Source organism: Pedobacter sp. R20-19, from assembly GCF_000708265.2.
GTDB lineage: Bacteria > Bacteroidota > Bacteroidia > Sphingobacteriales > Sphingobacteriaceae > Pedobacter.
This window is the reverse complement of record NZ_JCKI01000004.1, coordinates 23,533-47,483: the sequence shown is the minus strand read 5'-3', so window position 1 is coordinate 47,483 and position 23,951 is coordinate 23,533. Positions and strand designations below refer to the sequence as shown.

Sequence of the window (23,951 nt, the reverse complement as noted above, 5' to 3'; positions counted from 1 at the left end):
TTGTTGTGCAGTTTGTTAATCAGTTATAGTTTAACCTTAATATTAAAATTATGACGATTCAACTTAACACCGACAAAAATTTAACCATACACCAGGAATACGAAGAAAAAATTAAAGGTGCCATTACAGACGGATTGGGCCGATTTGATGATTTACTTACGCGAATCGAGGTACACCTGTCCGATGAAAATGGAAGTAAAGATGGTTTAGATGATAAACGTTGTTTATTGGAAGCAAAAATAGTTGGTAAAGAACCTATCGCCGTAACTAACCTCGGTAACACTTACGACCTGGCACTAAACGGCGCTATCACAAAGTTGAAAAGTAAACTGGAAACAATAGCTGGAAAGCTTAAGACACACTAGGAAATATAAAAGGCAATTTATTTGCCTTTTTTTATGCCTTCACTTTTTCCAGTTGATCAATGTATTTTAAAAATAAATTCATCGCTTGCTTCCGTTCTTCAGTAGCATCAAACTGGAGTTTATCATAGAGGTAATCTTTCAGATCGAAGTTAGATACGGTTGGTAAATCTTTTAATACTTCATCTCGATGTTCCAAACCAAATTTTAAAGCCGCATTAAACTCAGCTTTAAATTCATCAGAGATCTTTTTATTGGCGACCCAGGCCGCATACATAAAAGGCAAACCAGTGAAATTTTTCCACTCCTCACCCATATCATAAGCAAAAGCAAAGTCATCTTTTTTGCCAAAGGTTCTATCACCTATTAATACCAAAGCATCTGTATCAACCGCTTGATCAGTAGTAAAATCCACATCCTTCTTCCAATAAAATTTCAGCAAAACTTTAGCTAGATTATTTGATGTTCTCGAGTGTGCATCTAATTTTAACGTTTTGATTTTCTCAATTGGAACATTACTAAATATAAACACAGAATTTACCGCACCATCGCTTCCGATGCAATAATCGGCAACAATATTTGCATGAGGTACCAATGGAATTGCAGCAACTGGCATTAATCCCATATCTACCTCACCACTAATTACTTTAGCGGCGCAATCTGAAGGGATATCTAAACTTAAATCGATTTTATTGATAATATCCGAATGTTCCAATCCGTATATAAAAGCTTTTGTATTGGTATAGGCAACAGCCGATATTTTAATTTTATTCAAAGTAATATTTTAATGTTTTTTGCCAGATATTTGGCATGTTATCCAATTACCAAATCATCCAAATGAATGGCATTATTAAACTCAAGAACTGAAAATTTGCCATATTCAAAGCCCATTTTATATAACACCGTGTTCTGATGAGGAAAATTGGTCATTTCACTTAAAGGTTTTCCAAGCAATAAGCATAGAAAAACCCGCATAGCACGGCCATGCATGCAAAGTAAAACTGTTTTTTCTTCAGGGCGTGTAGATAGTACTTCCATTGGATGCTTTAAACGTTCATATACATCCTGAACACTTTCCCCACCATCGAAATGGGCAGTATAATCCCCATTTTCCCACGATTCTAACATATCACGAAAAGCTTCACGTGCTTTTTCACTGTTCGGCTGACCTTCCCAAACGCCCCAGGCCAATTCATCCAAGCCTGAAAGTTTTTCCCATGGTAAGCCAGAATCAATAAATTTTTGAACAGTTTGCCAGGTACGTTTTAAATCTGAAGTATATACTTTATCAAAACGAATGTCTTTATATCGTTGATAGAAAGCTTCAGCTTGCGCTCTACCCGTATCATTTAGATCAGAATTTATACCCCTACCTTGTACTATGCCTTGTTTGTTCAGTTCCGTTTCGCCATGGCGTATAATATAAATACTCTTCATTTAATGATTGGATTTTGAGTTAGAGAATGATAGAATTTTGGTGCGTGAAGTATTCACTCATTCAAAACTCATTCATTCAAAATTAATTTACCACGGGCAACTTATAATATTGTGGCTTTTTCTCTTCTTCAAAAACAACATTTTCAAAATCAGTTACCACATTATAGAGTGTATCACGTTCAATTGCAATTCTGCCAACTTGTTTTATTAAATTAACCAGTTCTTTGGTACTCATTGCCGGCGTTTGCTCTTCAGCTCCAGCCATAGAATAAATTTTAGTGGTATCATCTAAAGTACCATCAATATCATCTACACCGTAATTTAATGATAACTGAGCGGTCTCTCTGCTTATCATTGCCCAGTAGGCTTTGATGTGGTCAAAATTATCCAGATAAATTCTTGAAATGGCATAGTTTCTCAAATCCTCAATTACTGATGATTCAGATACATTGCTCATCTGGTTATGTTGATTTCTGAATTTTAAGGGAATGAAAGTTTGAAAACCACTTGTTTTGTCTTGCAATTCACGAAGTTTTTCCATGTGATCTACACGATGCTCAAATTTTTCGATATGACCATACAGCATGGTAGCATTACTTCTCATGCCCAACTTATGCCATTCTTCATGTATAGCCAGCCATTGTTCGCCGGTACATTTATCTTTGGCAATTTGTTCACGGATTTCCGGATGAAATATTTCTGCTCCACCGCCAGGCATAGATTGTAAGCCTGCACCTTTCATCAGCTTCATGCCTGTAGCATAATCTATTTTAGCCTTTTTAAAGATATAATGATATTCAACCGGGGTTAAAGCCTTTACGTGCAATTCCGGACGGTGTTCTCTAATCGCGGTAAAAAGTGCCGAATAGAATGCCACATCGTATTGCGGTAAAACACCACCTACAATGTGTACTTCGGTGACAGGTTCTTGATCGTATTTTTTTACAATATCAAGCATTTGCTGCATGGTTAAAGCCCAGCCTTCTTCTTTCTGTTTAATTAAACGAGAATAAGAACAGAATTTACAATCGTAAACACATAAATTGGTAGGTTCCAAATGGAAGTTACGATTAAAATAGGTTTTGTCGCCATGCTTTTCTTCCCTGATAAAATTGGCTAAAACACCTAAGTAACCCAGTTCTGCATGCTCGTAAAGGTAAACGCCTTCATTAAAAGTAATGCGTTCTTTATGAAGGACTTTATATGCTATGTTTTGTAATTCAGTTGATAATGATGTATCAGCTAATATTTTTTCAACTTGTTCAGTTGTATTCATTCCTGATTTATTTTAGACAAAAATACAATATTGAGGCGATTTGAAAATCATTTTCTTGTAACAAACGGACATTATTGCTTCAATAGCTCATGAGTTCATCAGTCATTTGTAGGGGTACTTCAACCCAACACCTAAATTTTATTTAAAAATGATGAAGATTTGCATTTTACTTAATGCCTAACTAATAAACCAACGATTAATAATCCATCGAACTCATAAAAAAAAGCACCTCCTTTCGGAAGTGCTCTCAATTATGTTTTTCGTAGGTAACTAATGTTTAATTTGCTGCTGGTGAAAACGTCAACACAATATTTGCTGTTTTGCCACCAAATTCGATTGGAGATTTCATCACCATATTACCTTTAGATAATTGTGTTAAAACCAAACGATAACCTTCAGTTACGTTCTTAGCTTTGTCTCCTTCAAATATTTTTTTGAATTGAAAAGTTTCTTCTGAAGGTGTTGCAGACCAGAATATTGTTTGCATTACAGAGCCACAGGTACTTGATGCAGGCAATGTATATGAACCGTTTCCGCTATTGGTTAACTTCCAGGTACTGCCTTGAAAACATTTATAAGATTTTTCACCAAATAAACCTTGAACAGCCTGATCTGGAAGACCTTCTAAGGTTACGTTGTTTAATACCCAGGTGCCTGTAATGGTACCTCTTCCACCGTTGATACCTGTTGTAGCATTTTTAGTTGAAGAACAACCTGGTAACATCATCAAAGTAGAACATGCTATTGCAATAACTATAAATAATCTTTTCATTTTAGTTTTTTTTAATTTGAGAAAACAGGTACATAAATCTTGCCAAAACAATTTTGAATTTTAATTTAACACTAAATTCTTAAATTGCCACCAGATTAATTCACCTTAAGAAAAATCGTTATGAAACCCGAAACCCTTGCTATTCACGCCTCTAATCTTGTTAAAAATACCACCGGGGATGTTACACCACCCATAAATTTATCCACTACTTTTTTTCGTGATGAAAATGGCGGATATCCTGGTGGACATATGTATAGTCGTGTGAGTAATCCAAACAGGTCTGCTTTAGAAAATACTGTAGCGAAATTAGAATTTGGCGAAGATGCTGCCGCTTTCTCTTCCGGTAATTATTGTGGTATGGCTGTGTTTCAGGCTTTACAACCGGGTAGTCACATTATTGCTCCAGATGATATGTACTGGGGAATAAAAAAACAGCTGCTCACCATTTATCATGAAATACTGGAATTTGATTTTGTTGATCAAACTGATTTAGATCTGATCAAATCAGCGATAAAGCCAAATACGAAAGTGATCTGGATCGAGACACCATCTAATCCTCTCCTAAAGGTTACAGATATTGAAGAAATTTCAAAAATAGCCAAAGCCAATCATGCTAAACTGGTTTGCGACAGTACTTTTGCCTCCCCTATTTTGCAAAATCCGATTTTGTTAGGCGCTGATCTGATCATGCATAGCAGTACGAAGTATCTTGGCGGACACAGTGATATATTGGGTGGAATTTTAGTGACAGCTAAGAAAGATGAGCTTTGGGAAAAAATCAAAAATATCCAACAAACGGGTGGCGCCGTACCTTCTCCTTTTGATTGCTTTTTACTTTGTAGAAGTATTAAAACATTGGCTTATCGCATGAAAGGACATTGTGAAAATGGAAAAAAAGTAGCTGAATTTCTGGATAAACATCCAAAAGTAGAAGCTGTTTTTTATCCCGGATTGGAAACCCATCCTCAGCATGAAGTTGCGAAAAAGCAAATGAAAGATTTTGGCGGGATGATGTCCTTTTTAGTTAAGGGTGATGTTGATGTCACCAGCCTGGTCGTAAATAAAGTAAAATTATTTGCACAGGCAACAAGTTTAGGTGGTGTAGAAAGCTTAATTGAACACCGTTATTCTGTAGAAGGTCCGGATAGTAAAACACCTAAAAACCTGTTGAGGATTTCAGTTGGTTTAGAACATGTTGATGATATTATTGCAGACCTGGAACAGGCACTAGGCTAATTCATATCGTTAATTCTACCGCAGTAGGAAACCACCAGGTGCTAAGAGAAGCGAAATATTTGAAGTCGAATGAGTTGCCTCTACTTAAGCGGCGATCTTGCAGATTCTTCAATCTGAGGAACGAAGAATCTGCAAGCTATGAAACAGATTCTTCGTTCCTCAACATAAGAAAGCTAAAAGATAATATTACTTTGGATTACAAACCGTTACCAACTTCGCAGAATAATTTGCGTTTAGTGGTTCATTTGTTTGTGCCAAACGCTGTGAACCCGTATTTGCAGGGCAAGCAATATCACCTGCTGCATCATAAACCAATTTGTTACCACTGGTCACTATTTCTTTAGGTACATAGACCTGAACGCGTGTAATGGAATAGCCAGAAGGAAAATAACGCAAGTAGTAGCCATCTGGATGCTTAGTCCAGATACCGTTAGGCACATCTGCTCTTTGTGGTGCCATACCAGCAACAATCGCATACCGTTCCAGATCAGCGTAAGTATAATTTCCTGAGGAAACGAGTTGGCGAATATTATTTTCGGCTTCAAAAACTGCCTTTAAATCAGAAGGCAACTGGTCTTTGGCTTTTTCCATTACATCAAAAGGAAGCACACCTAAAGCGCCACCCTCTAACATGGTAATCTGTTTTGGCGTTAATAATTTTAATGCAGTAACCTTTACTTGTCCGTTATAACTGGCGAATTTAGTACGTGCAATAATGGTCCATAATAAGGCCTGAATATCATGTTGTTCTACTGCCGGGTGCTTTTCTGCACTTTTTAAGATGGCAATAACAACTTCTTCCTTCGATCCTAATACTGGCGCAAACATATAACCATCACCTTTTGATGGTGCGAAGGTACCAGCCATTAAACAATAGCTTTTATTTGTCATTTCATATAGCCCTTCGCAAAGCACGTATCCACCTTCTGGATTCTTTGGTAAGAGATAAAGTGGTTGTGCTTTGAGTGTTGCTTTAAAATCTGGCATCATTTCTCCCTCACGCTTTACATCTTCAAAACTCGTGGTGATGGCGCCGGGTTGTTTCAGAAATTTATCTACACCTAAAGCTTTAGCGCCTTGTGCAGTTCCAACCTTTAGTAATTTGTCTTTTAATCCGCCGAATTGAGCGTTAACTGTAGTCATACTTGCCATGGCGAGTGAAAGGGCCAGGCAGATCATTTTAGCGTTTTTCATATAGATGAGATGGTTTACACAAACATAAAATTTTAATGTTAAATAAATTTAATCGAGTAATTGTTTTAAGAATAAAGCGTTCAATTAGATTTTTTTCATAAAAATTCAGAATTTAATTTTGTTGTTCAAATAATATTTCAGACATTTGAAATATTATTTGGTATATCACTAAATAAAAGTCAATCTAAATCAGATTGATTTATAAAGAAGTGGCGAGAGACTGGCTCCGTGACCCGCTGGCAACCCTCAGAAAGAGAAGGTGCCAATTCCTGACTGGATAACATGGTGTTATCTGGTGATATAAATTTTAACTGATGAATACTTTAAATTTTCAATCGCAAGTCGAACAAGGTCTGAAATTAAAAAAGGTAGAAATTTGTGCTACTTCTTTCATTTGTTGCGATATGATGTCCATTACTCGTATGTGTTGTCGCATACGGTAATTTAAAAATCTTCCTCTCTTGTTTATTTTTCAAATTGGAAGGTCCCGATCAAACGGGATACGACACTTGCTATGTTAATAGTATCTACTAAATCAACACAATTCATTCAAATTCACTCAATTAATAAGAAAATGTCTACATCATATAAATTTGAAACCCTACAATTACATGCCGGTCAGGAAATAGATCCCACAACAGGTTCAAGAGCGGTACCTATTTATCAAACTACATCATATGGATTTAAAAATGCAGAACACGGTGCCAATCTTTTCGCATTAAAGGAATTTGGAAACATCTATACCCGTTTAATGAATCCAACTACAGATGTTTTTGAGAAAAGAATTGCAGCTTTAGAAGGTGGTGTTGCAGCGCTTGCGGTGGCATCTGGTCAGGCCGCTCAATTTATTGCACTACATAATATTTTAGAGGCTGGCGATCAGATTGTTTCCTCATCTCATATTTATGGTGGAACTTACAATCAATTTAAAGTTGCCTTTAAGCGATTGGGCATTCAGGTTGATTTCGCAAATCCGGATGTACCTGAAGAGTTTGAACAAAAAATAACGGACAAAACCAAAGCCATCTATTTGGAAACCATTGGCAACCCTGCTTTTAGTATCCCTGATTTTGAGAAAATCGCAGCCATTGCAAAAACACATGATATTCCCTTTATTGTAGATAATACTTTTGGTGCAGGTGGTTATTTATTTAAACCACTGGAACATGGAGCAAACATTGTGGTAGAATCTGCTACTAAATGGATTGGTGGTCATGGTACAAGCATTGGTGGTGTGATCATCGATGGTGGAAATTACGACTGGGGTAATGGAAAATTTCCGCAATTCACCGAACCATCTGAAGGTTATCATGGATTGGTTTTTAATGATGTTTTTGGCATCGGAGGACCTTTTGGTAACATTCAATTTATTATTCGTGCACGGGTAGAAGGTTTGAGAGATCTTGGACCTGCGCTATCTCCTTTTAATTCTTTCCTTTTATTGCAGGGCTTAGAAACCTTATCACTCCGTGTGCAACGCCACGTAGACAATGCGCTTGAACTGGCAACCTGGCTGGAGAATCATCCTTTGGTTAAGGAAGTTCATTATCCTGGCTTAACGAGCAGCCCATACCATAATTTGGCCAAGAAATACCTCAGTAATGGCTTTGGTGGCGTATTATCATTTGAATTAAATGGCAGTAAAGAAAATGCCTCTCAGGTTATAGATAGTTTGAAATTGGTTTCTCATTTAGCCAACGTTGGTGATGCCAAAACTTTAATCATCCAACCATCAGCTACAACACACCAGCAATTAAGTGATGAAGCACAATTGGCAGCAGGCGTGAAACCAAATGCGCTTAGGGTTTCAGTTGGTATTGAGCATATCGATGATATTAAAGCAGATTTTGAACAGGCTTTTGCAGTGATTAGTGCACAAATCAATCAGGAATCACTACAAGCTTAATACTCCGATTTTTAATTACGACATTACGATTTTATAATGAGCATAGCATCAACATATCATTATCCCAAACAATTTAAATTAGAAAGTGGAAAGAAAATTCGCAATCTGCTAATCGCCTATCAAACTTATGGTCAGCTAAATGCCAATAAAGACAATGTGATTTGGGTATGCCATGCTTTAACAGCCAATGCAGATGTATTTGAATGGTGGGAAGGTTTATTCGGACAAAATGCACTGTTTAATCCAGAAGATCACTATATCGTTTGCGCAAATGTTTTGGGTTCTAATTATGGTACTACAAATCCATTAAGCATCAATTCTGTAACAGGCTTACCTTATTATTTGTCTTTTCCGCAATTTACCATTCGTGATTTTGTGTCTGCCCATCAGTTATTGGCTAATCATTTAGGTATAGATTCGATTAAACTTTTAATTGGTGGATCTTTAGGTGGACAACAAGCTGTTGAATGGGGAATTATCGAACCTTCGCGTATTGAAAATCTCATTTTAGTGGCCACAAATGCAGTTCATTCTCCTTGGGGAATTGCCTTCAATGAAAGTCAGCGATTAGCCATTACTACAGATAGAACCTTTTATGCCAATCGGCCTGATGGTGGCAGTAAAGGATTAAAAACTGCTCGAAGCATTGCCCTTTTAAGTTACAGAACTTACAATGCTTACGGCAATACACAGGTAGAAAGTGTAAATGATAAAACTGATCATTTCAGGGCTTCTTCTTATCAAAACTATCAAGGAGAAAAATTGATCAATCGTTTTAACGCCTATAGTTATTACTACTTATCTAAAGCAATGGATAGTCATAATGTAGGTCGGAATAGAAAGAGTATTGCCGAAGCCTTAAAATTAATTACAGCGAATACTTTGGTTATTGGAATTGAAAATGATTTTCTGTTTCCATTATCAGAGCAAAAATATTTGGCAGACCACATTAAGGATGCTCAGTTTGCTGCCATCCATTCAGAATATGGTCATGATGGTTTTTTAATTGAAACCAATTCTTTAACGAACATCATCGGAACCTTTATTAAGGAAAGCAGAGATAAGAAAATTATTAAGTTACAACATACCGCTTAGTTGAGGTTTAAGTTAAGACTAAAATATTAAAGAAAATAAAACACCTAGAAGGCAAATGTACATTGAGCCCAAGTCTTGATACTTGATACTCATTACTTGCTACTAAATACTATTAGACAATCATGAGTAAAAATTTAAAAATCGGTTTATTTGGTTTTGGAGTGGTAGGACAAGGATTATTAGATATTATCCAAAGTCAGAACCTCAATCTGGAAATTATAAAAATCGCCATAAAAGATCCAAAGAAGAAACGTACGCTTGATAAACATTTATTTACGACTGATCGCAATGAGATCCTGAACAATTCAGAAATTAATACAGTTGTAGAACTGATTAATGACGCTGATGCTGCTTATGAGATTGTAACTACGGCTTTAAAGAATGGCAAAAATGTGGTTTCTGCGAATAAAAAAATGATCGCCACGCATTTAAAAGAATTGGTTGAGTTACAGAAAGTGCATGGTACTTCATTACTTTACGAAGGTGCGGTTTGTGGAAGTATTCCCATCATCAGAAACCTGGAGGAATATTATGATAACGAACTCTTTCATGCATTAAGTGGTATCTTTAACGGATCATCAAATTACATTTTATCCAAGATTTTTAATGAAAACCAAAGTTATAATGCAGCTTTAAAAGAAGCGCAAGACCTGGGTTTTGCAGAGACTGATCCAATTTTAGACGTGGGTGGTTATGATCCAAAATATAAACTTGCTATTGCTACTGCTCACGCCTATGGTTTATTTGTAAATCCAGATGCTATTTTAAATATTGGTATTCAAAACCTTTCGGCTAATGACATTAAGTACGCCCGTGAAAAGAATTTCAAAATAAAACTGGTTCCTACAGCCCGTAAAGTTAATACAAAGGATATTGTTACATATGTATTGCCAAAGCTTGTAGCAAAAGACGATTTCTTATATAATGTAGAGAATGAATACAATGCGGTAACCGTTCAGGCTGCATTTGCCGATAAACAATTTTTCTTTGGAAAAGGAGCTGGTGGTCACCCCACTGGTGCAGCTGTACTTTCTGATATTGCAGCTTTACGATATGATTATCGTTATGAGTATAAAAAATATCATTCAGAAAATGGTGTTAAACATACTGAAGATATTCTGCTTGAAATTTATTTACGTTATGCCGATGAAGATCTGATCACGCTATTGGGGTTCGATGAGATTAGTGAGCGTTATGCGGCCAGTAACTTTAAATATATAATTGGTACGGTTAAATTGGAAAACCTGATTAAAAACCGTGATTTACTTTTGGATACCGCTGTATTTATTGCGTATACCGGCAGACAAATTTATAAGCAGGAACAAGTTGCAGAAAATGTTTTTGCAGAAGAACTTGCTGCCCTTTAGGCATTTTTAAGGTTAATTTTTTTATTTGTTTTGTTGTTAAGCATGAAGGTCGGAGCGATTCCGACCTTTATGTATTTTATTGATATGGTTTTGCCCTGATATATTTTTCAATAATGACGCGATCGATATTGGCCTCTTCTACCTTCTCCACTCCTTTTTGAATGAGTGTATCCTTACTTAGTGAGATTTTAAATTTAAAGATTTTACTTTCCCATTTTTTATCTTTATAATAATCAAGATGCTCTATATAATCTTGCTGATTTAACGTATAATATCCACCACCGGCATCAAAACTATTGGTATCTTTTGGATTAAGGCTATGTTTCAAAAATGCGAAATGTGTGGCATTAATAATTTTAATCATCTTCTGCTCGCTAGAGAAAGGAGTGAATCGGCTTTTTCCATTCTCAATGATTTCGGATGAAATTAATTTCCAGGTGCCTTGGATATTAGGTGTTGAATTTTTTTTCTTCTCTTTTTTGTCCGAGCACGATACGAATGAAAATAATATAACAATCAAAAAATATTTTATCTTCATTTTTCTGATGCATTTAAATCTAACCTCGTCCTGCCATTTCCGTTAGTTTTTTCGATAAATCCTTTCCTAAATAACGGTCAATAATTAGGTGGACAACATATAAAATTGGTGTCATTAAAATGGCAACGATGAATTTATACGTATAATTAACCAGACCAATAGCAGCAACCATCTTCCAGCTGTAGTGATATTGTGGATTAAGATAAAAAGCTATAAATATCACAACGAAACTATCAATCAGCTGTGAAATTAGTGTTGAGCCTGTAGCACGTAACCAAAGTGCCCGCTCTCCGGTTACCTTTTTAATCCGGTGAAAGATCAAAACATCAGCCAGCTGACCAACAATAAAGGCAATAATAGACCCCACAATAATCCACATCCCCTGACCGAAGATGCCGGCAAAGGCGTTATTCATATTTAAATCTTCCCCGTTAATATTTTGGTGTACCCAAAAATCAGCTGCACTCAAATGCATGGAGCCCCAAACCACCAGGAAAGCAAAAGCAATTAGAATTGAGGTTAGGATGGAAAGAAAGCGAACCTGCTTTACACCAAAATATTCATTAATGATATCTGTCATAATGAATATAATAGGCCAGGTAAGTACGCCGGCTGACATAACAAAGGAGAGATTTTTAACGCCTAATAAGTTGATATCAAACTTTTTAATACCCAGAGTATCCTCCACGCTAAACAATTTCACACCAATAAACTCAGATAGTATTGCATTTGCAACAAAAAAACATCCCAGTACAAGGAACAAGCGGCTTTCTTTGGTTTTAAAAGTCATAGACTATAAATCTAAATATAATTCAAATCAGAATAACGATTTCAACCATTAAATTTTATAACCGCTTATCTTTTTACAATCATTCGACTTCAAAAATAGGTTAAACGCATAAATCTGACAATCTTTGCGCCTCGGAAAACACATCATTATGGCTAAGCAAAAAAAAATCTACCTCATCTTAATTTTAGGTTCTTTAGCGGCACTGGGGCCCTTTTCCATTGATATGTACTTGCCAGGTTTTGTTGATATCGCAAAAGATTTAAAAACGAGCGAATCTTCTGTAGCGCTTTCATTATCTGCATTTTTTATTGGCATCTCAGCCGGACAGTTACTTTACGGGCCACTGCTTGATAAATTTGGCAGAAAAAAACCGCTTTACTTTGGTTTGGCACTTTATATTTTTTCTTCATTTCTCTGTCTAGCCGTAACTGATGTTAATCAGCTCATCGTTTTACGTTTTGTGCAAGCCATTGGCAGCTGTGCTACAGCAGTAGCTTCCATAGCCATGGTTCGCGATCTTTTTACTGTGGAAGAAAGTCCGAAGGTTTTCGCATCCCTAATGCTTGTCATTGCTGTTTCACCTATGCTGGCACCTACGGCAGGTGGTTATTTAATATCTACCTTAAGCTGGAAATATGTATTTGTTTTTCTAGGATTTATGGCCATTTTGATGCTTCTTGCTTCCATATTTAAGCTGCCTGAAAGCTATAAGCCAGATCCAAATTATTCTTTAAAGCCAAAGCCAATTTTAAATAGTTTTTTAACCGTTTTAAAAGAACCACAATTCTCTACTTATGCCTTAATCAGCTCCATTACTTTTTCTGGTTTATTTGCTTACGTATCCTCTTCACCAACAGTTTTTATGAAAATTTACGAAGTAACCAAAACGGGTTATGGGTGGATTTTTGCTTTACTCTCGGTTGCCTTTATTGGATCAAGCCAGTTAAACAGTTTAATTTTAAAATGGTTCAGCAGTAAAAAGATTGTCACCTGGGCCTTAACCGCTCAATGCATATTTAGCCTAATCTTCCTCATATTTGCATGGAATGATTGGTTAAACTTATACCTAACGCTTGGTTTTATTGCCTTATTTTTATCCTGTCTTGGGTTTATTAATCCAAATGCGGCAGCATTGGCATTGGCACCTTTCAGTAAAAATGCAGGAAGTGCCTCGGCCTTAATGGGTGCCTTACAAATGGGGCTCGGTGCTTTAGCATCGGTAATGGTAAGTTTATTTAGTGAACATTCTGTTGTGCCTATGCCTTTAGTGATGACAGCAGCCGCATTTATCGCGATGCTTTGTTTATTAGCTGGAAGAAAACTGATCAAAAGTGAAATTGAAGTATCTGCAGATGCTGCGGTTGTGACACATTAAAAAACTTCTGTTCTAATGAAATTAATAGTTCTATTAATAAAAAATAGCAACTATATTAATACGGAGAATAATGTGTTTATTTCTAGCGACTTAGGAGTATATGCGAATACCATAGGCGAAAATAGGAACGCTTTTTTAAGCTTTTTTTGTTATTTTCGCTTATAACATGTTAAATATACAATCAAAGCTTCCTGGTGTAGGCACTACCATTTTTTCTGTAATGTCAAAGCTTGCGACAGCACACCATGCCATTAATTTATCTCAGGGATTTCCTGATTATGCCTGCGACCCTAAACTTGTAGAGCTGGTTAATAAAGCCATGAAAGATGGCTTTAATCAATACGCACCGATGACAGGTAATCATTTGCTAAATGAAACCATTGCTCAAAAGGTAGAAAGCTTATATCAGGTAAAATATAATCCGGAGACTGAAATAACAGTTACAGCAGGTGGTACTCAGGCCATCTTTACAGCTTTAACGTCCATCATCAATTCTGGTGATGAAGTTATTATTTTTGAGCCAGCATATGATTGTTACGCCCCAACAGTAAGGCTTTTAGGTGGCTTGGTGAAAACGTATGAACTGAGTCCGCCCAGCTATGGGATTGACTGGGATATGGTGAAAAAGCTATTCACGTCAAGAACGAGGATGATTATTTTAAATTCTCCTCAAAATCCTACAGGCAGTATTTTGTCAGACGAAGATATGAAGGCGCTGATTAAGCTCATCGGTGGTACAGATATTTTAATTCTGAGTGACGAGGTTTATGAACACCTCATTTATGATGGAGAAAAACACAATAGTGTGATGCTTTATCCTGAATTGAAAGAAAGAAGTTTTATTGTAGCCTCTTTCGGAAAGCTCTTACATGCAACAGGTTGGAAGCTGGGTTATTGCCTGGCCCCTGAATTGTTAATGAAAGAATTTAGAAAAGTACACCAATTTAACGTTTTCAGCGTTAATAGTGCCATGCAACAAGCTATTGCGCAATATCTTCAAGAACCCAATCATTATAATCAGATAGGCCTTTTTTTTGAACAAAAAAGAGATTACTTTAGAACACTTTTAAGCGAAAGCCGTTTTGAATTGCTTCCATGTAAAGGATCTTATTTTCAATGCGTAAGTTATGCAAAGATTAGTGATGAAAAAGACACTGATTTTAGTATCAGACTTATTAAAGAATTTGGCGTAGCCAGCATCCCTGTTTCGGCTTTTTATCAAAAAGCAATTGACCATAAAATCATCCGCTTCTGTTTTGCTAAAGAAAATTCAACGCTTGCTTTAGCCGCAGAAAAATTAAAGAATGTTTAACATTTTGCAAACCAAAACATATGGAAGCACCTATCTACACTAAAATAGAAAATCTGAAAGTAACTATTTTTCAAGCTTATCTATTTTGGGAAAATATAGAGAAAAATCTAGTAAACCTTGCCCTTAGACTGTCTATGGGCGTGAGGGAAAAAACAGATTTAATTATTCTGCCAGAAATGTTTAACAGTGGTTTCAGCATGAATGCAGAAACCTTAGCTGAAGAAATGGGTGGCCCTACCATGCAATGGATGCAGAAAACAGCTGCATTATACAATTGTGTAGTCACAGGAAGTTTGATCATCAAGGACAATGGCCACTATTTTAACCGGCTAATCTGGATGGATAGAGATGGCGAACACCAATATTATGATAAGCGTCATTTATTTGGTATGGGTGATGAAGATGAAAATTTCAGTTCAGGTGAAAACAAGCTAATTGTTGAATTAAAAGGCTGGAAAATCAGATTGGCCATATGTTATGATTTACGTTTTCCGGTATGGCTAAGGAATATTAATGAAGAATATGATATCCTGCTTTTAGTAGCCAGTTGGCCAGATCGGCGTTCGGCACACTGGAAAGCACTTATTCCTGCAAGGGCAATAGAAAATCAAAGTTATGTAATTGGGGTAAACCGTGTGGGGCACGATGGAAATCAGGTTTATCATGGTGGTCATTCCATGGTGATTGATCCAGCTGGAAATACAGTTTATTATAAGCCGGAAGACGAAGACATGTATACCGTAACTATCAACTACGAAGAATTAGTTAAAATCAGGCGCCAGTTTCCCTTTTTAAGGGATGCAGATCAATTTACCATCCTTTAACCTTACAACCTCTAAATTTAATATAAATGTTTAACAGACGTAAATTTATAAAAGCCTCTGCCCTTTCTGCCGGAATACTGGCTATTGATAAAACCAGCATCGCCAATGCTATTCCCGCTTCACCTGTTCAGGCAAAAAACTTGCCCATTGTTATCTCTACCTGGGATTTTGGTATTGCAGCAAATGCCGATGCCTGGAAAGTTTTATCAAAGGGAGGCAGATCTTTAGATGCTGTAGAGCAAGGTGTTTGGGTTCCGGAAGCAGATGAAAAAAATCAGACTGTTGGTTACGGTGGTTTACCAGATAGAGATGGTAAGGTAACACTTGATGCCTGTATTATGGATGAATTGGGTAATTGCGGTGCTGTTCTGGCTTTAGAACATATTAAACATCCTATATCTGTTGCTCGAAAAGTAATGGAAAAAACACCACATGTGATGTTGGCTGGAGATGGTGCCTTACAATTCGCTTTAGAACAAGGATTTAAAAAAGAAAATTTGCTCACGCCATCCAGTGAAAAGGCTTGGAAAGAATGGTTGAAAACAGCGAAATACGAACCTGTAATGAATATTGAGAACAGGAATTATGATCAGGCTGCTCCTCAAAAATTACCAGGAAACCAATACAATCATGATACTATTGGTATGTTGGCCATTGATGCTAAAGGGAATATCTCTGGTGCCTGTACCACTAGCGGTATGGCTTATAAACTTCATGGCAGAATTGGTGATAGTCCGATTATTGGCGCTGGTTTATTTGTAGATAATGAGGTGGGTGGTGCAACTTCAACAGGTGTTGGCGAAGAAGTGATCCGAAATGTGGGTTCATTCTTGGTGGTAGAACTCATGAGACAAGGTTATACTCCCGAAGCTGCCTGTAAAGAAGCTGTAATGCGTATTATTAAAAAGAAACCAGAAACAGCCAAAAATATTCAGGTGGGTTTCCTGGCCATCAACAAAAAAGGTGAGTATGGAGCATATGCTATCCAGCAGGGATTTAGCTACGCCGTATGCAATGCTGAAAAACAAGATTTATTAATCAAGGGAAAAAGTTATTATTAATCTTTAATTTATTTAAATACACGCTTTATATCAAATGGGCTTACTATCCAAAATTTTTGGAAAAAAAAACGTAGCAGAACGTAAAGGCGAACCTACTATGGTATACATTCCAGAGGAAGACGAAGGAATGAACTGGGCCATTGAAAAAGCCAATTTAACGCTTTGGTATTTCGAAGAAAGTTTGAGTCAGCCCAAAAGCCACCAAACTTATTTTTCTATCAAAGTGAAAATCATGGATGGTGAAATCAGTGAGCACATCTGGCTTATTGATCCGAGTTTTGATGAATCCGGAAACCTGTTTGGCGTAATTGGTAATGTGCCTGTAGATGTCAAAACTGTCCAGGTAGACCAAAAAATAGGGATCGACAGGAGTTATATTTCAGACTGGATGATTATTGAACAGGGCAGATTGATTGGAGGATATACGATCAGAGCCATTAGGGATGGGATTCCTGATACAGATAAAGCACAGTTCGATAAGAGTATTGGTTTATTTATAGATGAAGGAGTCGACCATTTCAAAACTGATTTTAAAACACCAGAAGGAGCCATTTTATCCCTTGAAAAAGCTTATGATAACCAGGATTTAGAAGCCGCCCTTGCCTGTAAAGACTTTAACGAAGAGGCCAAAATCATGCTTTCAACATTATCAATGGAAATTGATGAGGAGATGGTTAGCAATACTGCCGAAGTTTTAGAACTATCTTTTATTAATAACATTAAGGAACATGGCTTTCCAAATTTCTCCAATCTCCAAAATGCCTTTCCGGTAAGAGAAAAGATTGATGATACACATTACATCATAACTGAAGTCTGTTGGTTTCCTGACGGTGGTATTTCTATTCAAAAATTGAATACCTATAAATCAGCCGCTGGTTGGAAAGTTCTTGGTCTGGTAAATGAAGATTAATTAGCAATAGTAATGTCGGGTATTTTAGAAGTTTGTGCGAACTCATATGCATCTGCTCTGGCCGCTCAACTTGGTGGCGCCAGGCGTGTAGAATTTTGTGATAATTTAGCTGAAGGTGGAACAACGCCTAGCTACGGACAGATTAAATTGGCTAAGCAAAATCTAGACATTGAGATATGGCCGATTATTCGTCCACGAGGTGGAGATTTTTTATATTCTGAATTAGAATTTAACTTAATGAAAGAGGATGTAAAAATCTGTAAATCATTAAATTGTGAAGGAGTTGTTATTGGAATACTAAAGGCAGATGGTAGCATAGATGTTCTAAGATGTCTGGAGCTTATTGAACTTGCTTATCCAATGAAAGTTGCTTTTCACAGGGCTTTTGATATGTGTAATGACATGGAAAAAGCACTGGAAGATTTAATCGGAATGGGGATTATTCGTGTGTTGTCTTCTGGTGGTGCTTCGTCTGCGTATTTAGGAATGAACCAACTGGCCAAATTGATTAAACAGGCAAACGGAAGAATCACCATTATGCCTGGTGCTGGTATTAATGCCGGAAATATCAAAGAACTATATCTTAAAACGCGTGCAACTGATTTTCATGCATCCGCTAAGGTGTTTGTACAAAGTAAAATGGAATACCGGAATGTAACGGCCAAAATGGGAAGTATTGAAGATGAGTATCGATATGAAGTAACTGCTGAAGAAAAGGTAAGGGAACTGGTTTCAGAAATAGAGAGGTTTGATTACTAACTTACGAAGTTTCAAGGGTTCAAAGTATGGGAGAAGTTAGTCAGTCGTTGGATCAACTTGCGAAGTTTCAAAGGCCAGAAGCGTAGCAGAACTTCGCCAGTTTAATAAATCATCTTTGAAACTGACGAAGTTTCCCCTTCTCACCATCCAAAAAAACTTCGTAAGTTGGTTCTATCTAAATCTTCTGAATTAAATCCCCGCTTCCAGGTACATAATGCAGACCTGGCGTTAAATAATGCAATAGAATAACTCTCGAATATCGGTAATTGATCGGTGAACAAAGTAATACACCAAAAAGGATCAGACCAACATAATACCAAAGATTTTCGTAAATTAAAGGCAAGCCCAAAACATAAGAAGCTACACCTATAGTAATAATTTCTGCCACGTTCATGGCGTAACTCACAAACATTGCTACATAGAAAAAACCGGGTTCACGTTCAAATTTCAGATTGCAATGCGGACAATTGATATTCGTTTTTTGTAATTTATAGGAATAAGCGCTTCCGGTAAAAATATTGCCTTTACGGCAACGCGGACATTTACATTGTATAAAGGCTTGAAAACTGGTTAAATCTGCCATAACTGTATTGTTTAGTGATACAAATTTATCACTAAAACCGTCAGCACTTTATGATCTGCATCATATTTAGAAGCCAAAATCGGATTGATCATTTTTATTACTTTACCCGTACAATCTTCCCTCTCACCATGAAAATTTCTTCCTTAGAGGAAAGCGACTTAACCCCTCGAATCACGGTTTCTACCCTTAAACCGGTCATGTCGGCGAGCTCCTGCCTGGTAACTTTAAGTTGCTCTCCTACTTTTACTTCAGCCAGTAAATAGTTAATAATGGTGAGCAAGCGATGTTCAGCTTTTTCGTTAGCGAGTTCTTCCAGCATCATCGATTTATAGAATAAGCGCTTGCTTAGTGTTTTAATAATCGACATGCTAAAGCCAGGTTCATTTTCTATTAAACCAAAAAAGTCATCCTTACTCACCTGTATAATATGCGAATCCTTATTGATGATGGTGAAAGCCAGGTAAGGTCGATCAATGAGCAATGCAGGTTCACCGAAATACTGACCAGCTTTAAATACACCCTGAATAAATTCTTTACCTTCATCACTTATGGTCACCATCCGCACCTCACCCGATTTAATGAAGTAAACATATCTGGGTTGCATGCCCGGCTCATAAATGATGGCATCCTTCTTGAAGGTTTTTACAGCAAAGCCTTTATCAATAAGCTTTTGGATATCCATCAAACAGTTTTAAAATTTAGATTAACCAATGGTTTCTTTTAACAGACTGGTATAAAATTCTTTCAAGGTAATACCCATTGCCGCAACCTGTTGCGGAATGAAACTGGTAGCCGTTTGTCCCGGGATGGTATTAATCTCTATAAAATAAAAGTTTCCGGTTTCATGTTCCAAAAAATAATCTATGCGAACAACTCCCCTGCAATTTAATTTTGTGTAAACTGCTTTAATAATTTCATGAACCCTTTCATATTCTTCGTTAGTCATATTTCCAGGCGTAATTTCTTCAGCGGCACCCGGTGTATATTTAGCCTCAAAATCAAAAAACTCATTAGCGGGAATCACTTCTGTAGTTGGTAAAACGGTTACGGTACCTTTAGCACTGAATACTCCGATAGAAAACTCTCTGCCACTAACAAATTCCTCTATTAGTACTTGTGGGTCTTCCTTAAAAGCTTTCTCTAAAGCAGTTTCAAGTTCATCTGCTTGTTTAACTTTAGTCATGCCGATGCTGCTACCGCCACTATTTGGCTTCACGAAATACGGTAATTTTAGATCTTGCTTAATTTGGTTGATATCATAATTACCTCCTTTAAAAATTTGAATAGATTTAGCGGTGTACAAATGATTGATATCGTTTACAATGGCTTTTGTATATCCTTTGTTCATGGTTATGGCAGAGGTTAAAGCATTGCAAGTGGTATAAGGGATATGTAGCATATCAAAATAACCCTGTAATTTACCATCTTCTCCAGGAGAACCATGAATGGCAATGAATACACCATCAAACTTTATCCTTCTTCCTTCAAGCGTTAATGAAAAATCATTTCTGTCGATTTCTATTTTAACTGAATCTGCCGGCTCATAAAACCAGCCATGATCATTAAGCATAATTTTATAAACATCATATAATTCTGCATCTATATGATGCGCTATCGTAGCTGCACTTTTTACGGAAACCACCCATTCGCCTGTGGTACCGCCTGTTAGCAAGGCAATCGTTTTCTTCATGTAGAAATCCTTAAGTATAAATTGAAATTGATTCTAAATATATCCTCAAAAATATAAATATCTTTGTGCAAAGTTTAATTATTAATGAATTGTATCGTTGGATTTAATGGTGTGATTATTGCTCTCGAAACGCCGAAAATGATTCATTCGTCCATTAATGATTACATTTGATTTGTACGCAAACCCCAGAATTTAATATTCATGTCTAAATTTATAGCATATTTAAAAACAAAATCCTTCAGGACTAACATTTTAGCAGCACTTTTAACTGTAGTTGGCCTTTTGCTTATTGCCTTTTTTAGTCTTCGTTATTACACCAAACATGGCCAGGGTCTGAATGTTCCTTTGGTAAAAGGTTTATCATTTGAACAAGCGGTGAGTAAATTAGAAGATGCTGGATTAAAATATGAGGTCGATTCTGTTTTTATCATGGACCAGCCAGCCGGGATTGTTATTGATCAGGACCCGGATCCAAATACTTTTGTTAAAGATAACCGAACCATATATTTAACTATCAATGCGGGTAAAGTTCCAAATACAAAATTTCCGGATATCGCTTTTAAAACTTTACGTGAGGCACAAGCCATTATTGAAAGTTCGAGATTAAAGTTAGGTGATACCACTTACAAGCCTGATGTGAGCCGGGATGTTGTGCTGGAGGCTACTTTTGGTGGACAGCCTATTCAGCCAGGAGATATTATTCCTGTAGGATCGAGAATAAACCTTGTTTTAGGTGATGGACGCGGTAGTGAGGAAGTTGATATCCCACAGTTGACTGGCTTAACCGTTGATGAAGCTAAATTTAGTTTAAAGGGTTCTAACCTGAGTTTAGGCAATATTCTTTACGAAGGAGACATCACTGATAGTGCCAATGCTGTAATCACCAAGCAAGATCCCATGCCTGTAGATTCTTTAACGAAAGTGGCTATCGGAACAAAAATCAATATTACATTATCTAATAAGCAACCATAAACGCACATCAAAAAAATGACTGAAATAGAAAAAAAGAAGATGAGTACCGGAAAAAAAATAACACTAACTATTGTTGCGGCTATTGTGCTGGTTGCTGCATATTTTGCACTCAATTTTTATAAGGTATACTTCTCTCCTAACGTTACTGAAAATCAGAAGTATTTATACATTAAAACCGGAAGCAATTATGATCAGTTGATAGCTGAGATGAAACAAAAGGATATTTTAAAAAGTGTTTCCTCTTTTACCGCCGCTGCAGAAAAAATGAACCTGGCAGCCAATTTAAAGCCTGGCCGTTATCGGTTACAAAAAGGCATGACCAACCGAACTTTAGTTAATTTGATTAAGGCAGGGAATCAGGATCCGATAAAGCTTAAATTTCAAAACATCAGGAAAAAGGAAAATTTTGCAGCTTACCTGGCAAGTAACCTGGAAGCAGATTCATTAAGCTTTATTAATGTAATAGACTCTACCGATCTGATTACTAAATATGGCTTTAATCAGGATAACATTTATACCATGTTTATTCCAAATACTTATGAAATGTACTGGAACGTTTCTCCTGTTGATTTTTTTGAACGGATGCATAAAGAGTATGAAAAATTCTGGACAGCTGAGCGCAAGCAGAAAGCAGCCAGCCTAAATCTTACACCTGCACAAGTGTATATTTTGGCCTCTATTGTTGATGCAGAAGCATTATATGATAAAGAAATGCCTGTGATCGCCGGACTTTATCTAAACCGACTAAACAAAGGTATTCTGTTACAGGCAGATCCAACCGTAATTTTTGCCAATAACGATTTTACAGTAAAACGGGTAACCGGAAAATTATTACAGGTTCAATCTTTATACAACACCTATAAGTATGCTGGCCTACCTCCAGGACCTATTATGATGCCCAGTATTAATGCCATTGATGCGGTATTAAACAGAGAGCAAAACAATTACATTTATATGTGTGCGAAGGAGGATTTTTCAGGCTACCATAATTTTGCCGAAACTAAAGAACAACACGAAATTAACGCCAAAAAATATCGTGAAGCATTAAACAAAAAAAATATTTTCAGATAATGTTTGTACATGAAACGAAAGTAAAGGTTCGCTATGCAGAAACCGATCAGATGGGTATAGTACATCATGCTAATTATGCCCTTTATTATGAAATTGCCAGAACAGAATGTTTCGAGGCTTCTTCGGGCATAACCTATGAATCTATGGAGGCTGATGGTGTAATGCTCCCATTGTTAGAGTTACAATCAAAGTTTTTAAAACCTGCATTTTACAACCAGGTTTTAACGGTTAAATGTTTGGTAAAGGAATTGCCCACTGTTCGTTTAAATGTAGAATATGAAATTTACAATGAGGCAGAACAGCTGATTAATATTGGCAAAACCGTTCTGGTCTTTGTGGATAAACAAACCAGAAAACCTTGTCAGCCACCGAAGAATTTTATGGATGGCGTTAAACCTCATTTTACCACATAATTAAATGGAATGGTTACACCGGCAGTTATTACATCTTAGCATCTACTCCAGGTTTATTGAGTGGACGAAAGGGTGTGTGTTGCCTGGTTTTAGCCCATTGCCTTTATATACCGTTGCAACTTTCTTTTTTAAAGAGATTGGTAAAGACACATTGGTGAATAAATCATCTTCCCTGGCTTATAGTTTTATGCTGGCCATCTTTCCGGGGATTATATTTTTATTTACCCTGATTCCCTTTATTCCGATTAAAGGTTTCCAGGATCAGCTGTTAAGTTTAATTGAACTTGTTTTACCTCACACTGCCTATGAGGCTTTTGAGTCTACCTTAAATGATATTGTTAAAAATCAGAATACAGGATTATTATCTTTTGGTTTTCTATCTGCTATATTTTTTGCCACAAATGGGGTAAAAAACCTCATGAAAGCCTTTAATAAATCTTCACTAATTATCGAAACACGTGGTTGGATTAAACAAAGATTAATTGCACTGGCGTTAACAGTATTCATCTGTCTTTCTATTATTGCCTGCATTACAGCCATGGCTTTAAGTGAGGTATTGCTAAAATATATTAAAGATGAACTTCATTTAAAGGCAAGTTTGGCTGTGTATGCCATTCAGTTTACCCGCTGGGCCTTACTGGCAGCTTTATATTTTATTACCATCTCCATTTTATACAGGTATGGTCCTTCACATGCAAAAAAATGGAAGTTATTTAGCGCAGGTTCCTGGCTGGCTACCATTTTAGCCTTTATCACCATCTGGGGATTTTCTTTCTACATCAATCACTTTGGCTCTTATAATAAGGTTTATGGTTCCATTGGTACCTTGATTGTAGTGATGATCTGGTTGTATTTAAATTCTTTTATTTTGCTAATAGGCTTTGAGCTGAATGCCAGTGTAGATGTGAGCAAGCGTAGCGTTAAAATTATTCGACCTACGTTTAATCTTTTTAAAAAAAGCGATCCCATCGATGAAAACTTCCAAAAAAAATAATTTTTTCTTCCTCT

At 36.6% G+C, this 23,951-nt stretch carries 25 protein-coding genes and 1 riboswitch; of the genes, 15 read left to right on the top strand and 10 right to left on the bottom strand.

Going from position 1 to position 23,951, the window contains the following annotated elements:
* The first annotated feature begins 50 nt into the window (after positions 1-50).
* Positions 51-365 carry an HPF/RaiA family ribosome-associated protein gene (locus AN34_RS10505; protein ID WP_029285100.1) on the top strand — a complete coding sequence of 105 codons (315 nt, stop codon included), beginning with the start codon at positions 51-53 and terminating at the stop codon, positions 363-365.
* A 31-nt stretch (positions 366-396) separates the two neighbouring features.
* Here AN34_RS10505 and AN34_RS10500 read toward each other — a convergent pair whose 3' ends face one another.
* The 4 genes from AN34_RS10500 to AN34_RS10485 all read right to left on the bottom strand — a co-directional run bounded on the left by AN34_RS10500 (position 397) and on the right by AN34_RS10485 (position 3,847).
* Positions 397-1,137, bottom strand: coding sequence for a menaquinone biosynthetic enzyme MqnA/MqnD family protein (locus AN34_RS10500; protein WP_029285098.1), 741 nt, complete (start codon positions 1,135-1,137; stop codon positions 397-399).
* Positions 1,138-1,175: 38 nt separating this feature from the next.
* On the bottom strand, positions 1,176-1,799 hold the full coding sequence (locus AN34_RS10495) for a histidine phosphatase family protein (protein WP_029285095.1): 624 nt from the start codon (positions 1,797-1,799) through the stop codon (positions 1,176-1,178).
* 82 nt (positions 1,800-1,881) lie between these two features.
* Positions 1,882-3,075, bottom strand: coding sequence for an aminofutalosine synthase MqnE (mqnE, locus tag AN34_RS10490; RefSeq protein WP_029285091.1), 1,194 nt, complete (start codon positions 3,073-3,075; stop codon positions 1,882-1,884).
* Between the two features lie 277 nt (positions 3,076-3,352).
* Positions 3,353-3,847 carry a lipocalin family protein gene (locus AN34_RS10485; RefSeq protein WP_029285088.1) on the bottom strand — a complete coding sequence of 165 codons (495 nt, stop codon included), beginning with the start codon at positions 3,845-3,847 and terminating at the stop codon, positions 3,353-3,355.
* A 120-nt stretch (positions 3,848-3,967) separates the two neighbouring features.
* Between AN34_RS10485 and AN34_RS10480 the strand changes: the two genes are divergently transcribed.
* On the top strand, positions 3,968-5,083 hold the full coding sequence (locus AN34_RS10480; RefSeq protein WP_029285086.1) for a PLP-dependent aspartate aminotransferase family protein: 1,116 nt from the start codon (positions 3,968-3,970) through the stop codon (positions 5,081-5,083).
* A 186-nt stretch (positions 5,084-5,269) separates the two neighbouring features.
* On the opposite strand, the gene AN34_RS10475 is transcribed toward AN34_RS10480, so the two are convergent.
* Positions 5,270-6,277, bottom strand: a complete 1,008-nt coding sequence (locus AN34_RS10475; RefSeq protein WP_051666434.1) for a hypothetical protein — start codon at positions 6,275-6,277, stop codon at positions 5,270-5,272.
* 196 nt (positions 6,278-6,473) lie between these two features.
* A riboswitch (SAM riboswitch) is annotated at positions 6,474-6,584 on the top strand.
* Positions 6,585-6,851: 267 nt separating this feature from the next.
* On the opposite strand from AN34_RS10475, the gene AN34_RS10470 reads away from it, so the two are divergent.
* The 3 genes from AN34_RS10470 to AN34_RS10460 all read left to right on the top strand — a co-directional run bounded on the left by AN34_RS10470 (position 6,852) and on the right by AN34_RS10460 (position 10,645).
* On the top strand, positions 6,852-8,183 hold the full coding sequence (locus AN34_RS10470) for an O-acetylhomoserine aminocarboxypropyltransferase/cysteine synthase family protein (protein ID WP_029285082.1): 1,332 nt from the start codon (positions 6,852-6,854) through the stop codon (positions 8,181-8,183).
* Between the two features lie 36 nt (positions 8,184-8,219).
* Positions 8,220-9,278: a homoserine O-acetyltransferase gene (gene metX, locus AN34_RS10465; RefSeq protein ID WP_029285080.1), complete on the top strand. Its 1,059-nt coding sequence runs from the start codon at positions 8,220-8,222 to the stop codon at positions 9,276-9,278.
* A gap of 122 nt (positions 9,279-9,400) precedes the next feature.
* The gene (locus AN34_RS10460) at positions 9,401-10,645 is read left to right on the top strand and encodes a homoserine dehydrogenase (RefSeq protein WP_029285078.1); all 1,245 of its coding nucleotides are present in this window, start codon (positions 9,401-9,403) and stop codon (positions 10,643-10,645) included.
* A 76-nt stretch (positions 10,646-10,721) separates the two neighbouring features.
* Here the strand turns inward: AN34_RS10460 and AN34_RS10455 are convergent, their stop codons facing one another.
* Together AN34_RS10455 and AN34_RS10450 are read right to left on the bottom strand one after the other, a co-directional pair.
* The gene (locus AN34_RS10455) at positions 10,722-11,183 is read right to left on the bottom strand and encodes a hypothetical protein (RefSeq protein ID WP_029285076.1); all 462 of its coding nucleotides are present in this window, start codon (positions 11,181-11,183) and stop codon (positions 10,722-10,724) included.
* A gap of 19 nt (positions 11,184-11,202) precedes the next feature.
* Positions 11,203-11,973 carry a queuosine precursor transporter gene (locus AN34_RS10450; RefSeq protein ID WP_029285073.1) on the bottom strand — a complete coding sequence of 257 codons (771 nt, stop codon included), beginning with the start codon at positions 11,971-11,973 and terminating at the stop codon, positions 11,203-11,205.
* 148 nt (positions 11,974-12,121) lie between these two features.
* On the opposite strand from AN34_RS10450, the gene AN34_RS10445 reads away from it, so the two are divergent.
* The 6 genes from AN34_RS10445 to AN34_RS10420 all read left to right on the top strand — a co-directional run bounded on the left by AN34_RS10445 (position 12,122) and on the right by AN34_RS10420 (position 18,214).
* Positions 12,122-13,348: a multidrug effflux MFS transporter gene (locus AN34_RS10445; protein ID WP_029285071.1), complete on the top strand. Its 1,227-nt coding sequence runs from the start codon at positions 12,122-12,124 to the stop codon at positions 13,346-13,348.
* Positions 13,349-13,514: 166 nt separating this feature from the next.
* The gene (locus tag AN34_RS10440) at positions 13,515-14,660 is read left to right on the top strand and encodes a methionine aminotransferase (RefSeq protein WP_029285069.1); all 1,146 of its coding nucleotides are present in this window, start codon (positions 13,515-13,517) and stop codon (positions 14,658-14,660) included.
* Positions 14,661-14,680: 20 nt separating this feature from the next.
* Positions 14,681-15,484, top strand: a complete 804-nt coding sequence (locus AN34_RS10435) for a nitrilase family protein (protein WP_029285066.1) — start codon at positions 14,681-14,683, stop codon at positions 15,482-15,484.
* A 26-nt stretch (positions 15,485-15,510) separates the two neighbouring features.
* Positions 15,511-16,545 (top strand): N(4)-(beta-N-acetylglucosaminyl)-L-asparaginase, encoded by a 1,035-nt coding sequence (locus tag AN34_RS10430; RefSeq protein WP_029285064.1) that lies wholly within the window; start codon positions 15,511-15,513, stop codon positions 16,543-16,545.
* A 34-nt stretch (positions 16,546-16,579) separates the two neighbouring features.
* A complete protein-coding gene (locus tag AN34_RS10425) occupies positions 16,580-17,455 on the top strand; it encodes a YegJ family protein (RefSeq protein WP_029285062.1) in 876 nt (291 codons plus the stop codon).
* 12 nt (positions 17,456-17,467) lie between these two features.
* Positions 17,468-18,214, top strand: a complete 747-nt coding sequence (locus AN34_RS10420) for a copper homeostasis protein CutC (RefSeq protein ID WP_029285060.1) — start codon at positions 17,468-17,470, stop codon at positions 18,212-18,214.
* Between the two features lie 175 nt (positions 18,215-18,389).
* Here the strand turns inward: AN34_RS10420 and AN34_RS10415 are convergent, their stop codons facing one another.
* The 3 genes from AN34_RS10415 to AN34_RS10405 all read right to left on the bottom strand — a co-directional run bounded on the left by AN34_RS10415 (position 18,390) and on the right by AN34_RS10405 (position 20,487).
* The gene (locus AN34_RS10415) at positions 18,390-18,797 is read right to left on the bottom strand and encodes a hypothetical protein (protein WP_029285057.1); all 408 of its coding nucleotides are present in this window, start codon (positions 18,795-18,797) and stop codon (positions 18,390-18,392) included.
* A 97-nt stretch (positions 18,798-18,894) separates the two neighbouring features.
* Positions 18,895-19,479 carry a Crp/Fnr family transcriptional regulator gene (locus AN34_RS10410; RefSeq protein ID WP_029285055.1) on the bottom strand — a complete coding sequence of 195 codons (585 nt, stop codon included), beginning with the start codon at positions 19,477-19,479 and terminating at the stop codon, positions 18,895-18,897.
* A gap of 21 nt (positions 19,480-19,500) precedes the next feature.
* Positions 19,501-20,487, bottom strand: coding sequence for a D-alanine--D-alanine ligase (locus tag AN34_RS10405; RefSeq protein WP_029285053.1), 987 nt, complete (start codon positions 20,485-20,487; stop codon positions 19,501-19,503).
* A gap of 201 nt (positions 20,488-20,688) precedes the next feature.
* On the opposite strand from AN34_RS10405, the gene AN34_RS10400 reads away from it, so the two are divergent.
* Genes AN34_RS10400 through AN34_RS10385 form a run of 4 tightly spaced genes read left to right on the top strand, consistent with a single transcriptional unit; the run spans position 20,689 to position 23,937 of the window.
* Positions 20,689-21,459: a PASTA domain-containing protein gene (locus AN34_RS10400; RefSeq protein ID WP_029285050.1), complete on the top strand. Its 771-nt coding sequence runs from the start codon at positions 20,689-20,691 to the stop codon at positions 21,457-21,459.
* A gap of 15 nt (positions 21,460-21,474) precedes the next feature.
* Entirely contained in the window at positions 21,475-22,530 is a 1,056-nt protein-coding gene (gene mltG, locus AN34_RS10395) for an endolytic transglycosylase MltG (RefSeq protein ID WP_029285048.1), read from the top strand.
* On the top strand, positions 22,530-22,943 hold the full coding sequence (locus tag AN34_RS10390; RefSeq protein WP_029285046.1) for a thioesterase family protein: 414 nt from the start codon (positions 22,530-22,532) through the stop codon (positions 22,941-22,943). Before mltG ends, AN34_RS10390 begins: the two co-directional genes overlap by 1 nt.
* 4 nt (positions 22,944-22,947) lie before the next feature.
* The gene (locus AN34_RS10385) at positions 22,948-23,937 is read left to right on the top strand and encodes a YihY/virulence factor BrkB family protein (protein ID WP_029285044.1); all 990 of its coding nucleotides are present in this window, start codon (positions 22,948-22,950) and stop codon (positions 23,935-23,937) included.
* Positions 23,938-23,951: the final 14 nt, after the last annotated feature.